This is a genomic window from Halobaculum sp. MBLA0147, from assembly GCF_041361345.1.
Classification (GTDB): Archaea; Halobacteriota; Halobacteria; order Halobacteriales; family Haloferacaceae; genus JAHENP01.
The window spans coordinates 372,947-388,774 of the sequence record NZ_JBGKAD010000002.1 but is presented as its reverse complement, the minus strand read 5'-3'; the positions used below and the strand labels follow the sequence as shown (position 1 = coordinate 388,774).

Annotated in this window: 11 protein-coding genes and 1 pseudogene; 9 read left to right on the top strand and 3 right to left on the bottom strand. The window is 71.0% G+C overall.

The annotated features are described in order from the left end of the window. The 5 genes from cobJ (at position 1) to RYH80_RS16135 (ending at position 4,015) form a co-directional block, all read left to right on the top strand. Entirely contained in the window at positions 1-1,215 is a 1,215-nt protein-coding gene (gene cobJ / locus RYH80_RS16155; RefSeq protein ID WP_370905047.1) for a precorrin-3B C(17)-methyltransferase, read from the top strand. Then, positions 1,215-1,538 (top strand): ferredoxin, encoded by a 324-nt coding sequence (locus RYH80_RS16150; RefSeq protein ID WP_370905046.1) that lies wholly within the window; start codon positions 1,215-1,217, stop codon positions 1,536-1,538. Before cobJ ends, RYH80_RS16150 begins: the two co-directional genes overlap by 1 nt. Beyond that, positions 1,535-2,326 carry a cobalamin biosynthesis protein gene (locus tag RYH80_RS16145; RefSeq protein WP_370905045.1) on the top strand — a complete coding sequence of 264 codons (792 nt, stop codon included), beginning with the start codon at positions 1,535-1,537 and terminating at the stop codon, positions 2,324-2,326. The genes RYH80_RS16150 and RYH80_RS16145 overlap by 4 nt, the downstream gene beginning before the upstream one ends. Positions 2,327-2,453: 127 nt before the next feature. Further along, the gene (locus RYH80_RS16140; RefSeq protein WP_370905137.1) at positions 2,454-3,647 is read left to right on the top strand and encodes a CbiX/SirB N-terminal domain-containing protein; all 1,194 of its coding nucleotides are present in this window, start codon (positions 2,454-2,456) and stop codon (positions 3,645-3,647) included. Then, complete coding sequence (locus RYH80_RS16135) at positions 3,644-4,015, top strand: DUF3209 family protein (RefSeq protein WP_370905044.1); 372 nt, start codon at positions 3,644-3,646, stop codon at positions 4,013-4,015. The genes RYH80_RS16140 and RYH80_RS16135 overlap by 4 nt, the downstream gene beginning before the upstream one ends. 33 nt (positions 4,016-4,048) lie before the next feature. Here the strand turns inward: RYH80_RS16135 and RYH80_RS16130 are convergent, their stop codons facing one another. The 3 genes from RYH80_RS16130 to RYH80_RS16120 all read right to left on the bottom strand — a co-directional run bounded on the left by RYH80_RS16130 (position 4,049) and on the right by RYH80_RS16120 (position 8,615). Continuing rightward, the gene (locus RYH80_RS16130) at positions 4,049-4,732 is read right to left on the bottom strand and encodes a CPBP family intramembrane glutamic endopeptidase (RefSeq protein WP_370905043.1); all 684 of its coding nucleotides are present in this window, start codon (positions 4,730-4,732) and stop codon (positions 4,049-4,051) included. Positions 4,733-5,115: 383 nt separating this feature from the next. Continuing rightward, complete coding sequence (locus RYH80_RS16125; protein ID WP_370905042.1) at positions 5,116-5,832, bottom strand: hypothetical protein; 717 nt, start codon at positions 5,830-5,832, stop codon at positions 5,116-5,118. Beyond that, entirely contained in the window at positions 5,829-8,615 is a 2,787-nt protein-coding gene (locus tag RYH80_RS16120) for a VWA domain-containing protein (protein ID WP_370905041.1), read from the bottom strand. Before RYH80_RS16120 ends, RYH80_RS16125 begins: the two co-directional genes overlap by 4 nt. Before the next feature lie 34 nt (positions 8,616-8,649). On the opposite strand from RYH80_RS16120, the gene cobN reads away from it, so the two are divergent. The 4 genes and pseudogenes from cobN to RYH80_RS16100 all read left to right on the top strand — a co-directional run. Then, positions 8,650-12,585: a cobaltochelatase subunit CobN gene (gene cobN, locus RYH80_RS16115; protein ID WP_370905040.1), complete on the top strand. Its 3,936-nt coding sequence runs from the start codon at positions 8,650-8,652 to the stop codon at positions 12,583-12,585. After that, positions 12,575-13,483, top strand: a complete 909-nt coding sequence (locus tag RYH80_RS16110; RefSeq protein WP_370905039.1) for a precorrin-8X methylmutase — start codon at positions 12,575-12,577, stop codon at positions 13,481-13,483. The genes cobN and RYH80_RS16110 overlap by 11 nt, the downstream gene beginning before the upstream one ends. Beyond that, entirely contained in the window at positions 13,480-14,406 is a 927-nt protein-coding gene (locus RYH80_RS16105) for a cobalt-precorrin-7 (C(5))-methyltransferase (RefSeq protein WP_370905038.1), read from the top strand. Before RYH80_RS16110 ends, RYH80_RS16105 begins: the two co-directional genes overlap by 4 nt. Further along, positions 14,403-15,755 (top strand): annotated as a pseudogene (locus RYH80_RS16100) (cobyrinic acid a,c-diamide synthase); the annotation flags it as partial. The gene RYH80_RS16105 and the pseudogene RYH80_RS16100, both read left to right, overlap by 4 nt. Positions 15,756-15,828 lie beyond the last annotated feature (73 nt).

Below are 15,828 nucleotides of genomic sequence, written 5' to 3'. Positions count from 1 at the left end.
ATGAGTACGGACGACACCACCACGGAGACGGACGCACCGACGGACGGACAGACACGGACTGCGGACGCGGAACGGGCGGGTACCGCGGCGACGACCGAGACGGGGACAGAGGCCGAGGTAGGGACCGAGACCGAGATAGAGACAGAGACCGAGACGACGGAACGCAGCGAGTCGATCTGCGGCGGTGCGGACGCCGCCGAGGTCGGACCGAAGGACCCGGGCGACACCGAGGACACGGCGACCGCCGACACAGCGGAGCAGACGACCGCCGACGCGGGGAGCACCACGTCTTCCTGCGGTGGCGCGACGGAGCCGGAGTCGTCGGCGTGCGGCGCGAGCGGATCGGCAGACGCGTCGGCTTCCTCGTCGTCTTGCGGCGCGAGCACGGACGACGACACGGTCGAGCAGGAGGTCGGCGCGACCGTCGACGACTTCGAGGGCGACGCTGGGAGTCTCACCGCCGTCGGGTTGGGACCGGGCCAACCAGAGGGGATGACGGAGCGAGCGACCCGCGCACTCGCGGACGCCGAGCACATCGTCGGGTACACGACCTACGTCGAGTTGCTGCCGGACGAGATCACCGACGACGCCGAGGAGATCTACGACACGCCGATGTGCGGCGAGGTGTCGCGGACGGAGGAGGCGATCGACCGCGCGCTCGCCGGCAACGACGTGGCCATCGTCGGCAGCGGCGACCCGAACGTGTACGCGCTGGCGGGGCTGGCACTCGAGATCACGGAGTCGAAGGGCGCCACGGCGTCGATGCTAGACTTCGAAGTCGTGCCCGGGGTGCCGGCGGCACAGTCCTGCGGGGCGCGGTTGGGTGCGCCACTCGTCAACGACTCCGTCAGCGTGTCGCTGTCGGACCACCTGACGCCGATGGAGGAGATCGAGTCGCGACTCCACGCCGTCGCCGGCGAGGGGTTCACCATCTCGATCTACAACCCGTGGAGCCGCAAACGACGCGAGAACTTCCAGCGCGCCTGCGAGATCCTCCGCGAGCACCGCGCCGACGACACCCCGGTCGGGATCGTCCACGGCGCAGGTCGCGAAGACGAGGCCGTCGAGATCACGACACTCGGCGAGTTGCCGTCGTACGGCGAGACGGAGTTGGTGGACATGACGACGACGCTGGTGATCGGCAACGAGGAGACGTACGTGTGGGACGGTCGGATGGTCACCCCGCGCGGCTACGAGACGAAGTACGACTACTGATGACGGACTCGAACACCGAGACCACCGCACGCTACCGCGTCACCGTCGACCGCGAGGCGTGTGACGGCGTGTTCGCGTGTCTGACCCGCGATCCACGGTTCGTCGAAGACGACGCCGGACTGGCGACGCTGGACCCGGACGCAGACCCCGCACCACCCGCCGGCAGCGACGACGGCGAGATCACGGAGACCGCCGAGCGGGTCGTCGGAGAGTTCGTCGACCACCGCGTCCAGGAGGCGGAGCAGGCCGCCGCCGCGTGTCCGTTCGACGCGATCGACGTGACCGAACTCGAGGCTGCGACGGACGGAGGTGAGGAGTCGTGAGCGACCTCGACACGGCGTCCCCAGAGACCGCGTACCTCTGGGGGTACGTCGCCGGCGACGGGGCGGTTCGTAGTGGTGACGCGCCCGCTACCGGCGAGAGTGGAGCCGAGAGCGTCGAGGCCGCCGGACTCCGTCTGACCGCACCGGACGAGACGAGTGCGGAACGGTTGGCCGCGATCGCCGGCCGCAGTGCGGTCGAGCGGGAGGTCACCGACCGTGAATACCTACACGACACGTCGATCACCCGCAGAGAAGAGTCGTTCGTGGTCGACGTGGCGGGTGACTTCGCCGCCGCGGCCGAGCGGTTCGGTGTCCCCGTCGACGGTGAGACGGCAGACGAGACGGGAACGGAGCCAGAGACGGGGACAGAGCGGGAAACCGAGACGGGATCGGAAGCGAGCGAAGAGTCGGAGCCGGCGCCGGCGTACGACTTCGACGCGCTCGCAGACCACCCGCGCCCCCTACTCCGCGGGATCGTCGAGTCGACTGGGACCGTCTGTTTCAAGTCCTCGAGCGGCACCGTCGGGCTCTCCGTCGTCCACGAGAGTCGGCAGTTCCTCCGGCGAGTGCAGGAACTCCTCGACGCGCTCCCGGTCGCGGCGCCGACGGGCGACGTCGCAGAGGCGTCCTCCGGCTACTGGTTCGGCGTCGACGACGAGGCCGTCCCGGCGGTCGGAGCGGCGATCTACGAGGACTGCGAGACGTTCGAGCTGTTCGCACCGACACGCCGCCGGAAACTCCGCCGGAGTCTCAACCAAGCCGACGTGGAGGTGACGGCGCGTGTCTGACACCGCCGACTCGGGGCGGACCGTCGAGGCTGGCGGCGGTGGAGACACTGCCGTCGGTGGAGAAGCCGGGAGCGACACCGGTGCGAGCCGAGACGGAGCGCAGACGACGACCGCGGCGGACCCGTCACTGGACGATGAGGCGGTACTGCTCGTCGGCCACGGCTCCCGCCGCGAGAAGTCAAACGAGCAGGTGCGGCGACTCGCCGCGAACCTGGAGTCGCGGCTCGGCATTCCGGTCGACGCCGGGTTCCTCGAACTCGCGGAGCCGTCGATCCGCGACGCGATCGACGGACTCGCCGGCAGCGTCTCCACCGTCTCCGTCGTCCACCTCTCGCTGTTCGCCGCCAGCCACGTCAAGAACGACGTGCCGGCCGCACTGGCTCGCGTCCGCGAGGAGCACCCAGAGTTGTCCGTCGCCAACGGCGCCCACCTCGGCGTCCACCCGGCGCTGGTCGACCTGTTGGACGACCGCGCCGCCAGTGTGGAGGCGGAACTCGGAGTCGACCGCGAGGACGACGACGTGACGGTGGTGCTGTGCGCTCGTGGGTCCTCGGACCCGGACGCCAACGCCGACGTACACAAACTCGCGCGGCTGTTGTACGAGGGCCGCGCGTTCGACCGCGTAGACGCCACCTTCGTCGGCGTGACGGAGCCGACACTCGACGAGACGCTCCACGACGTGGCCCGACACCGACCCGACGGCGTCGTCGTCCTCCCGTACATGCTCGGCGACGGCGTGTTGACGGGGCGGATCCACGACGGTGCCGCCGAGTTCGACGCCGACTACCCGTACGTCGACGCCGCCTCGGGCGACCCGCTGGGCACCGACGACAGACTCCTCGACGTGCTCGGCGACCGCTGGCAGGAGGCTCGCACCGACAGCGTCGAGATGTCGTGTGACACCTGCAAGTACAAGGTGGAACTCGACGGCTACGAGGAGGACGTGGGCGGCGCACGGGCGATGTTGCGAGCGCTCACCCACCAGGCGGCCCACGAAGACCGCTCGGACGTGGCCGACGAGCCACACGTCCACGACACGCCCGCCAACCACGTCGCCGTCTGTACGAACCAGACCTGCGCCGGGAACGGCTCTGCGAAGGTGTTGGAACGCTTCCGGCAGGCCGTCCGCGACTCGGAGGCCTGTGACGCCCGCGTCACCAGGACTTCCTGTCTGGGCCCGTGTGGCGACGGCCCGAACGTCGCCGTCTACCCGGACGGCGTCTGGTACCAGGGCGTCGCGCCGGACGACGCCGACCGCATCGTCTCGTCGCACTTGGACCGCGACCGCATCGTGAGCGACCTCGACACCCAACTGCTATGACCTGTCACGAGATCGAAGCACTCAGACTCGGACTGACGACCGTCCTCGGAACCACGGACCGCGCCGCCGAAGAACACGCCCGCCAGGAACTGGAGGGCCACATGGAGGGCCCTATCGCGGGGATGGCCGACGCCGAGAGTCTCGACGAACTCCAGCGGCACTTGGACGCCGCTCTGGTGGACTTGGAGGAACTCGTCGCGGAGACGGACGCGGACGACCCGGCGTACGACTACCGGCGCGGCCGTCTCGTCGCCGTCAGAGACGCCGAGCGCTCGCTGGCGCGGCTGGCCACACTCGGCGAAACGTTCTTCGACGATCTCGGCGAGACACACGACTCGCTCCACGACGCGTTCCCCGTCGAGGAGTGAACTCGTCCGCGACCCGGGTGGGTCCCACCTATGTCACTCCGTTACCGCGCTCAGCGTGTTCACGACGACGTGAGTGAGGCAGGCGACGTAGACGGAGCCGGACACCACGTACAGTGCCGTGAGGACGGCGGCGGGGACGCCGATGTACACCGTCTCGGCCGTCGAGAAGGTCTCGCCAGCGGCGTGAGCCGCGGTGAAGACGACACACGAGAGGCCCGCCGCGAGGATCACACTCCCGGTGAGTCCGGTGAGACGTTCGATCAAGTACCCTTGGTACAACAGGGACTCGACGACACCGGCCGAGAGAACCGTGAACAGGTACCTGGCAGTCCCACCGTCACGGAGCTCGTCCTCGAACGACTCCAACAGGGGGAGACCGAGTCGTGTGTAGAGAGCGTAGACGGCCACCGTTGTCACCCACGTCGCGACCACACCGAGTCCCGACCAGACGAGCACGTCGAGCACCGGTGTGAGACTGCCAACGACTGGAAGTGCGTCGGGGGCTCGCAAGCCGATCGAGGACAACGCTCGCCCTTCCACTCCGAGAACGTACGCGAGCATCGCTCCCGCCGCGACCCACTTGACGACGTCACTACGCGTCCGGTCGTCGGCGATCACCGTCTCGAAGCCGACGCGTGCGGCCAGCCGAGAGAGTGTCTGGTGGCCGGCCGCAGCCAGACCGACACCGAACAGTGTCACGAACGGGAGTTCGAACACGACACAGAGATTGCCGGGGAGTAACACGAAAGTTGTGGACTCCGTCGGCACCCTCGGTCGTCGTTCGTCACGAAGTGTGTCGGGGTCGTCGTTCGTGGTGGTATTCAAATAAAGGCGAATGGTCTGGTCAGGCTGGCATTCAGCAAGCCTCGATCCGCTCGCGGTCGCTCGGTAGCATATCACGTCTCTCGGCACCGCTCGGCGCAGTAGAGGTCGCCGAGACTTCTAAAGTGAACGCGAGCAGATCGGGGGTTCCAGTTCCGCCCAAATCCGCTCCGCACAGCACCTCTGCATCCCCAGCCTCGCCGCTCGCTTCCCCTCGCGCGTCTCTCGCGTGCCACCCCTACCAGCTTATCTGACTGCCGCCGCAAGCTCTCAGGAACTCACACGAGGAGTCGCACCGCGAACCCGAACACGACGACACCCGCCGCGACCTCGAGCGTCCCGTGAGCGTGGCGACTCCGCCGCCCCGCCACGCCGAACGCGCCGGCCAGTCCTGCGCCGACGACGACCATCGAGAGGGTGAGGCCGACAGCGTAGACGGCGACCGCAGACAGCGTGAGGGCCGCGCCGGCCGTCGGCAACACCGCCGAGACGAGCGCGAGCATACTCACCGGCGGCGAGAGCGCGAACGCCGAGCCGACGACGCCGGTCCGGAGGTAGTCGCCCGCCGTCTCGTGGTCGTGCCCGTGGAGCCGGTGGTGGACCCGCGCGAGCACCCACCCGACCGGGCCGTCCGTCTCCCCGCGGTGCGGGTGTGGCGACCGGCCGCGGACGCGACGCAACCCGGTGGTGGCGAGCAGGAGTGCGACGCCGGACAACACGACCGCCGGCACGACGGTGCCGACCGTCTCCGCGACTCCAGGCACGGCGGAGAGGGTCCCACCCAGCGCGCGGAGGCCGGCGAGCCACACCAGAACCACGACGACGTGGCCCACGGCGAAACTCGCACCGACGAGCGCCGCGTGGAGCCACCCGTCGGCGTCGCTCGTCAGCGCCGAGATCCCCGCGGCGTGATCCGGCTCAAAGCCGTGTGTGACGCCGAGCACCGCAGCCGAGGCGAGGACGCCGAGTCCCGCGAGTGTGGCGAGTTCCGTCACGTCGGGTCACCCCCGTCGGTCGCGCCTCGGGACTGGCTCCTCCCGTCGGCCGCCGTCGCGCGGTCGGCGGCGTCGGCGACGCGGTTCGCGGTCAGATCGTCGAGCGGGACCCGCTCCCCGCCCGTCGCCGCCACCACGTCGCCGACCAGACTCGTCCGGCCGTCCGTCCCGGCGTCAACGACGAGCACACGCGGGTCTCGTTCGGCGAGTGTCGCCGCCGCCCGACGTGTCGCCACCACCGGTGACACGGTGGCGCGCTCGTCGCCACTCCGCTCGGCCTGCGGCGTCTCGTCACAAGAGTGGTCTCTCTCCGCCGACCCAGTTGTCTCAGTTACCTCAGGTACCTCAGTTGCCTCAGGTGCCTGAGTGGTCTTCGAGGAACCAACTTCGTCTGTCGCGGCGGGCTGTCCGTCGCCGACCGCGCGGCCGGTCGCGGTCGCACGGCCGTCGGTGAGGCAGACGACGACGGCGGAGTCGGCGTCGGCGCGGGTCAGAACTCGCTCCGTGGCGCGGAGGCCGGCAGGCAGGGGGGTCCGGTCGCCGGTCGGGAGCGACTTCAGGTGGCGCGCAGCGAGGTCGACGCTGTCGGTCGGCGGGAGCACCACCTCGGCGGTCTCGCCGGCGAACGTCACCACCGCGACTTCGTCGCGACGTTCGTAGGCGTCGCGCAGCAGGTCGAGTGCGACACCTTTCGCGGCACGCATCGGCGCGCGCATCGAGGCACTGGCGTCGAGTGCGAACACGACCAGCGCGCCGTCGCCGCCGGATCGGACGGAGCGCCGGAGGTCCCGCGACTGCACCTCGTCGGCACCGCGCGCCGCGGCGGCGCGGGCGGTCGCTGCGGCGTCGACCGCGTCCGTCGCGTCGGCTCGTTCTGTCCGCACGGTCGCGCCACGAGCCGCCGTGCTCGCTCGCGTCGCGTCGTGGTCGCCGCCGTCCGGCTCCGACGGAGCGGGTGGGTCGAGGTCCGGCGTCTCGATCCCACCGCGTTCCGTCCGCTCGTCGTCCGTGTCGCCGGGGAGTCCGTGGCTGCGGTCCGCGTCGGCGTCGCCGTCCTCGTCGTCGTCCCTGTCGCCGCCACCGGGTTCTGCCGCCTCGTCGGCGTCGTCTCCGGCGGCAGCAGCGGGACGCTGCTGGCCGGGGACGAGCGGCGTCGCCTCGGCGTCGGCTCCGCGGTCTCCGTCGTCCTCGTGTGGAGTCACCGTCGTGTCACCACCGCCGGTACCGTCGGGACCGAGACGGACACTCCCCGCACCGCCAGCAGCGGTCCCCTCCTCGCCGAGCACGCTCCCGCCGTCGTCGCCGTCGGACACGTCCGGTGTCTCCTCGCCGTCGAATCGGCGACTCTCGTCGTCGCCGAGGCCAGACGTACCGTCAAACTCGTCGCCACCGGGTCCTTCTCCTGCACCTCCGCCTGCGTCGTCGGGACCACGGCCGGCGCCCGCTCGTGTTCGGTCGTCGTCGGGGGCCTGCTGGCGGTCCGTTCCGGCAGTCTCGTCGCCCTCGCCGCCGGGGGCACCGTCGGGCTCCCGACCCCCGGAGCTGTCCCCCTCACCGGTTCCCCCGCCGTCGGCGTCGGCACCCGACACCCCCTCGTCGGCGTCACCGGCCCCCTCGCCAGCATCACCGGCACCCTCGCCGGCGTCGTCGGTCCCCTCGCCACCCTCCTCGCCGAAGTGGTCCGCGAGGAGGCGGTCCAGATCCGCCCCGTCGCCGAACGGCGTCGCGGCGAGGCGGTGCGGCAGCGCGAACGTCGCCGCCTCCCGCAGATCCGATTCGAGTACTCTGGTGCGCCCGTCCAACGCCGCCAGCGTCCGAGCACACCGCGCCAGCGCCACGTCGCCGCGGTGGCCGTCCACGCCCGCGTCGCGACACAGGTCCGCGATCGACCGTGTCAACGAGTCCGGGAGTGTCACGTTCGGCAGGCGCTCCCGTGCGGCGACGAGCCGCTCGCGGATCGCGGCCGTCGCCGCCTCGTGGTCGCCGTCGAACCCCGACAGCGACCGTTCGATCACCGCGACGCGTTCGCCCAACTCTCGGCTCCCCGTGACCGTCACCTGTAACGCGAAACGGTCCCGGAACTGCGGCCGGAGCCGTCCCTCCTCCGGGTTCATCGTCCCGATCAGGGTGAACTGCGCCGGGTGTGTCCGACTCACGCCGTCGCGTTCGACGCGGTTCCGTCCCGAGGCGGCGGCGTCGAGCACCACGTCGACGAGGTGATCGTCCAGCAGGTTCACCTCGTCCACGTAGAGGAACCCGCGGTTGGCGCGCGCCAGCAGTCCCGGCTCGAACGTCGCCTCGCCGTCGAGCGCGTCCGGCACCGACAGCGACCCGACGAGGCGGTCCCGCGAGGCCCCGAGCGGCAGTGTCACGAACGGCACTGAGCGCCGCCTGACCGGGACAGCCGTCGAGTCGTCGTCCACGTCTTCGAGCACGTCGGCTCGATCGCGACCGCTCTCCTCGACATCACTCGCCTCGTCGAGCGCGACCGCCTCGCCCTGGCGGAGTCGCTCGCGACACGCCGCACACTGCGCGTCTGGGTCGTCTGGCGGACAGCCGAACGGACAGTCCGCGACGGCTCGCTGCGGCGGCAGCAGCGCCGCCAACCCCCGCGCTGCCGTCGACTTCGCGGTCCCCTTCTCGCCGCGGACGAGCACCCCGTCGACCGACGGGTTCGCCGCCGCGACCAACAGCGCACGCTTCAGGCGGTCCTGTCCCACCACCGCCGGGAACGGCACCACCTCGCGTGCCGAAGGGTTCAAGTCGGCGTCGAAATCAAGCACAGTTGCAGAAGCACAACGGCGCTTTAACAAACTTATGCACGAGATCGCACTCTACACGGCGACGGAGAACGAACTGGGGGCGCTGGCGGCGGCGGCCGAGCGTATCGAGACTGCGGACGTGACGGCCGCGTCGGGTGATCTGGAACCCGACGAGGTCGCCGCGTTCCGCGAGACCGCGCAGGACGCGACGGCGGTCGTGTTGTGGTTCCACGGCGACACGGAGGGTGTCCCGGGGTACGACGGCCTCGTCGCGGACCTCCGGGAGGCTGGGGTCCCGACGGTGGTCCACTCGACCGGCGACGCGTTCGCGGCCGAGGACACCACGACGGACGCGGCGGTCCGCGAGCGGGTCGTCTCCTACCTGGAACGTGGCGGGACGGCGAACCTCGCGAACCTGCTGCGGTCACTCGTCGACACCTACACCGACGAGACGGTCGCTCACGACGACCCCGTGGCGCTCCCGACGGAGGGCGTCTACCACCCGGACCACCCCGGCGCGAGCTACGAGGAGCTGCGGGCGACGCTGGACCCGGACACGCCGACGGTGGCGGTGTGGTTCTACGAGTCACACTGGACCCACGAGAACACCGCCTACGTGGACGCACTGGTCCGCGCGCTGGAGTCGGAGGGTGTCGACGCGCTGCCGGTGTTCTGTAATCCGGCCACGGACACCAGCGAACAGGAGGACGCCGAGTGGGTCGTCGACGAGTGGTTGACGGAACCCGACGGGGAGGGCGGTCGCGAACCGCTCGTCGACGCGGTGTGTTCGGCGTTCATGTTCGCGCTGTCGATGGACGAGCGGGGACGCGACGCCGACGACGAGGGCGCGGGCGCGGAGTCGGTGTTCCTCGACCGCCTCGGCATCCCGGTGCTGGAGACGATCACGACGATGCGGTCGCCGAGTCGCTACGACGCCGCCGACACGGGCGTGATGGGGTTCGAGTTGGCGCTGTCGGTCGCGTTGCCGGAGTTCGACGGCAACGTGATCACCCACCCGATCTCGGGGAAGGCACGCGGCGACGACACCGCCGGGATCGGCACCGCGCCGAAACGACACGTCCCGATCCCGGACCGCGTGGCCCACGCGGCGCGACTCGCCGCGAACTGGGCCCGACTGGGCCACCGTGACCCCGCCGACCGCCGCGTGGCGGTCGTGTTGCACAACTACCCGCCGAGTGACGACGGGATCGGCACCGCGTTCGGACTCGACACGCCCGCCAGCGCCCGGAACCTGCTGGCCGAGTTGGCCGACCGGGGGTACGACCTCGGCGGGGGAGAGAACGGCAGTGAAGGTCAGAGTGGACGCCACGCCGGTCCACCCGACGACGGCGCGGACCTGATCGACGCGCTCACGAGTCAACTCACGCTCGACGACCGCTGGGTCGCGCCCGAGGACGTGCGCGAGCGGAGCGTCGACGTGGTAGAACCCGAGACGTACGAGACGTGGTGGAACGACCTCGACGAGGACTTCCGGGCCGCGGTCCACGAGGAGTGGGGTGACCCGCCGGATCGCCCGTTCGCGATCCCGGGCGTCGAGTTCGGGAACGTGCTGTGTACCGTCCAACCGCCTCGCGGCTTCGGGATGGACCCGTCGAAGGTGTACCACGACTCGGCACTCCAGCCGCCACACGACTACGTCGCCTTCTACGCGTGGCTCCGGGAGTCGTTCGACGCCGACGCCGTCGTCCACCTCGGCACCCACGGCAGTCTGGAGTGGCTCCCCGGGAAGACCGTCGGGTTAGACGCCGAGAGCGCGCCGGACCAGCTGATCGGGGACCTCCCGAACGTCTACCCGTACGTCATCAACAACCCTGGCGAGGGGACACAGGCGAAGCGGCGCTCGTACGCCGCCGTCGTCGACCACCTCACGCCGGTGATGGCCGACGCGGGTACCTACGACGAACTCGCCGAGTTGGAGGAGCTCGCGACGCGGTATCGCGAGGCAGGCACCGGCGTCGGCGCGGAGACCGAGGCGAACCTCGCGGAGCGCATCCACGAGCAGGTCGCCGAGTTGGACCTCGCCGTCGAGTTGGGGATCGCGGGCGAGATCGACGAGCGCGTCTCGGTGCGCGGCCCCGACGAGGCCGGGACCACACTCGCGGAGGGCGAAGTGACGGGCGACGAGGTGGACACCGACGAGTTGGTCGAGCGTATCCACGAGTACGTCACGGACGTGAAGACGACACAGATCCGCCTGGGGCTCCACACGCTCGGCGAACCGCCGACGGACGACAGACTCGTCGAGTACGTCGTCGCACTCACGCGACTGGAGAACACCGGCGCCCCCTCGTTGCGCGAGAGCGTCGCCGGTGTCCTCGGGATCGACCACGACCGGCTGCTCGCCGAACCGGGCACGTACGACGAGACCCTGGGGATGACGTACGCCGAGGCCGCCGACGTGGTGTACGAGACGAGTCTCGACCTCGTCGGCCTGCTCGCGGAGACGGACTTCGACGTGCCCCCCTCCGGCCGCGAGGCGGACCCCGACGACGAGGTGACTATGAACACCCTCGTCGTCGCCCTGGAGCCGTTGGGTGACGCCCGTGCCGAACCGGGTGCTCACGAGCAGCTGCGCGAGGTCTTGCGGTACGTCTGTGAGACCGTCGTCCCGAAGGTACGGGGCGCAAGCGAGGAGGTGACGCGGACGGCCGACGCACTCGAGGGTGAGTACGTCCCCGCGGGTGGCAGCGGCGCGCCGACGCGGGGCGGCGTCGACCTGCTGCCGAGCGGCCGGAACTTCTACACGCTGGACCCGCGGAAGGTACCCGCTCGCACGGCGTGGGATGTCGGCCGCGAGGTGGCCGACGGCGTCGCGGAGCGACATCGCCGCGAAGAGGGCGCGTACCCCGAGGAGATCGGCGTCGTCGCGTGGGGGACGCCGACAGTCCGGACCCGCGGCGAGACGGTCGCGCAGGTGCTCGCGCTGATGGGCGTCGAGCCGGTGTGGACCGACGCCGGACGGATCGACGACGTGGAGCCGATCCCGCTGGACGAGTTGGACCGGCCGCGGATCGACGTGACGACGCGCGTGTCGGGACTGTTCCGCGACGCCTTCCCACAGGCCGCGGGGGTGATCCACGACGCCGTCGAGGCGGTCGTCGAACTGGACGAGCCACACGAGGAGAACTACGTGAAGAAACACGTCGAGGAGGCCGAGGCGGAGTTGCGCGACCGGGGCCACGACGACCCGGAGACGGCGGCGCGTCACCGCGTGTTCACGACGCGGCCCGGCGGGTACGGCGCCGGGACGAACAAGGCGGTCGACGAGGGGAACTGGGACGACCGGAGCGACCTCGCGTCCGTGTACGTCGAGTGGGGTGGCTACGCGATGGGGTGGCGTGGCTCCGTCGCGGAGGCCCACGACGCCTTCGAGCGCCGACTCGCGAGCGTCGACGCGACGGTGAAGATCGAGGACACGATGGAGCAAGACGAGTTCGACTCCTCGGACTGGTACGCGTTCCACGGCGGGCTGATCACGGCCGTCGCGGAGGCGGGGGACGACGGCGAACCGGCCTCGTACGTCGGCGACTCCTCGGATCCGTCGAACGTCGACGTGTACACCAACGAGGAGAAAGTCCGGAAGGCGATGCGGGCTCGCGTGCTCAACCCCGAGTGGCTCGACTCGATGGAGGAGCACGGCTACAAGGGTGCCGGCGACCTCTCCTCGACGGTCGACGTAGTGCTCGGCTGGGACGCGACGACCGGCGTCGTGAGCGACCGGCTGTGGACGGACGTGGCCGAGAAGTTCGCACTCGACCCGGACAGGCAGGCCTGGATGTCGGACGTGAACCCGTGGGCGCTGGCCTCCATCGCGGACACGTTACTGGAGGCGATCGATCGCGACCTGTGGGACGCGCCGGACGACGTCCACCGGGCGTTGCGCGACCTCGACTTACGCGCCGAGGGCGAGTTGGAGGCGGAGACGAGTCGTCCGCCCGCCGCGGTCGGGGAGGTGTCCGATGACGACTGACGAGTTCGCCGAGCGGCTGCCCGACGAGACCGGCTCGGACGGCGACGGGACCCGGCGGCGGCGCGTCGCACGGGTGACTGACGGGAGCGCGACGCCGGGTGAACCGTACCGCACGGACGGCGGCGGGCCCGGCGACGAGGCGTACGCCGATCTCGGTGCGACGACGGAGCGGGCGATGGAGATCGCCGAGACGAGCATGGATCGGGTGCGGGAGTTGGTGCCGGACGAGACGCTGGCGGATCGGCTCCGACAGAAGGCAGTTCACGCGACCGGCGACCCGGAGTTCCAACACCTGTTGCGGTTCACGGCTCCGGAGACGGGCGACGACGTGGAGCCGGTCCGAGCGGGTGCTCGGGCGGTGTTGGGCGAGCGCCCGATCGTCACGGACATCACGATGGTCCAGTCGGGGGTCACCGGGCGCGGCCACGACTGTCCAGTGTGGAAGGCGATCGGCAACGGTGCGGAACTCGCGGCGGAGACGGGGATGACCCGCACCGCGGCGTCCGTCCTCGAACTCGACCGCGAGGGGACGTACGACGACGCCGTCGCGGTCGTCGGGAACGCGCCGACCGCGGCGTTGGCGCTGGCGGACTGCATCGAGGACGGGACGCGACCGGCGGTGGTCGTCGCCACGCCCGTCGGCTTCGTGAAGGCCGAGGAGAGTCGCCGACGGCTCCGGCGCGTCGCCGCGGCCCACGGGGTGCCGGCGATCACGAACGTCGGACGGCGTGGCGGGAGCGGACTCGCCGCGGGGCTGACGAACGAGTTGATCCACGTGGCGAGTGACGCCCGCGACGGCGAGGTGTCGTTGGCGGCGGACGAGCACGGGGGAGACGGCGCCGGAGGACAGCGACCCGACGGCGGCGACGACCCACGACCAGACGGGGGCGACGCGTGACTGCCGACGAACCCGACACGGGGGCGACGGACGACTACGACCTCGCGAGTGGACCGGATCCCGCCGACTTGGCGGCCGCAGAGCCAGAACCCGTCGGCGGTGTCCGTCGGACGGGCCCGACGGGGGTAGGTGACGGAGACCACGACACCACCGAAGTCGCCGAGTCCGACCGCGCCGACGCCGTCGACCCGGTGTACGCGGTGGGGATCGGTCCGGGGTCGCTGGAGTTCCTCACCCCGCGAGGCCGGCGAGCGATCGAGCGTGCGGACGTGGTGGTCGGGTTCGAGACGGTCGTCGAGTTCGTCGCAGACGCGACGGACGCGGACACGCTCACCTGTGGCTACCGAGACGAGGCGGCGGCGCTGACGACGTTCGCGGACCGCGTCGCGGCCGGCGAGCGCGGGACGGCCGTCCTGATGGGCGACCCGAACCACTCCGGCTACCAGTTCCTCGGGAAGGTCCAGGACGTCGTGGACCGGCCGGTGCGCGTGGTGCCGGGAATCTCGTCGCTCCAAGTCGCCGCGAGTCGGGCGCGGACGCCGATGGAGCGGACGACGTTCGTCACGCTCCACGTCAGCGGGGCCGTCGACGACGGGCTCGCGCGACTCCGGCGGGACGTGGGCGACAGACACTTACTCGTCCTCCCGCGGCCGTTCGACTGGATGCCGGGCGACGTGGCGGCGACACTGTGTGACGCCGGTGCCGACCCCGGACTGGAGGCGCTCGTGCTCGAACGACTCACCCACGCCGACGAGGCGATCACGCGGACGACGCTCGGCGAGTTGGCGACCCACGCGGGCGAGGAGACGCCGTTCTCGGATCTGTCCGTGCTCGTGGTGCGACGGACGACCGCGGGCGAGTCGCCAGTTCGTCGTCCGGAACTGTCGCAGTGGGCCGTCGCGGACGAGGGAGGCGAGCCGTGAAGGGAGTCGTCCTCGGCGGGACGGCATCGGGCGTCGGGAAGACGGTCGCGACGCTCGTCGTCACCCGAGCCTTGGCGGCGGCCGGCTACGACCCACAGCCGGCGAAGGCCGGACCGGACTTCGTCGACCCGAGCCACCACGAAGTCGCCGTCGACGCTCCGTCGCGCTCGCTGGACCCGTGGCTCGCCGGCGAGGATGGCACCCGCCGGACGTACTGGCGCGGCGAGGGTGACGTGTGTGTCGTCGAGGGGATGATGGGGCTGTACGACGGCTCCGTCTGTTCGACGGCTCGCGTCGCGGAGGTGTTGGACCTCCCGGTGGTGTTGGTCGTCGACGCGAGCGCCGGGATGCAGAGCGTCGGCGCGACTGCGCTCGGGTTCGCAGCGTACGCCGACGAGGCGGGGTACGACGTAGAGGTGGCCGGCGTCCTCGCACAGCGTGCCCACGGCGGGCGCCACGCCGAGGGGATTCGCGAGGCGCTGCCGGAGGAGTTGGCGTACGTCGGTCGGGTCCCCCCAGACGAAGATCTCTCCGTGCCGGATCGGCACCTCGGACTCGTGATGGGCGAGGAGACGACCGTCTCCGAGGCGGCCGTCGAGGAGGCGGCCGAGCACGTCAACGCCGAGCGGCTGGTCGAGGTCGCTCGCGAGCCACCGCGACCGGCGCAGTCGGGTCGGGGTGGACCCGCAGACGGCGACTCGGGAGTCGAGGGACGCGAGGGACGGGCCTCGAACATCGACACCGACGAGCCCCGTGTCGCGGTCGCGGACGACGCCGCGTTCTGTTTCCGGTACCCCTCGACGCTCGACCGACTCCGAGCGCGTGCGACGGTGGTGCCGTTCTCCCCCGCCGCGGGCGACGAGCTCCCGCCGTGTGACGGCGTCTACCTCCCGGGTGGCTACCCCGAACTCCACGCCGCGGCGCTCGCCGAGAGTCCGGCGCTGGCGACGTTGGCGGAGCGGGCCGCCGACAGACTCCCCGTTCTCGGCGAGTGTGGCGGCCTGATGGCGCTGGTAGAGACGTTGACGACGGCGGAGGGGGAGACCCACGAGATGGCGGGCGTGCTCCCGGCGGACGTGCGGATGTGTGACCGGTACCAGGCGCTGGATCACGTCGAACTCAGTGCGACGGACCGGACGCTCACGGCCGCGAGCGGGGAGACGGTTCGCGGCCACGAGTTCCATTACTCGACGGCCGACGTGGCGAGCGACGCGCGGTTCGCGTTCGAAGTGACGCGCGGCGACGGGATCGCCGACGGCCGCGAGGGGCTGACGGAGTACCGGACGCTCGGGACGTACACACACGTCCACGCCGAGTCCGGCGCCTTCGACACGTTCTGTGACCGTGTCGCGGCGTGGGCGGAGGGTGAGCGGTCGCGGGAGCCGCAGAGGGCAGACGAGCGGTCCCGAGCGCCACCGTCGA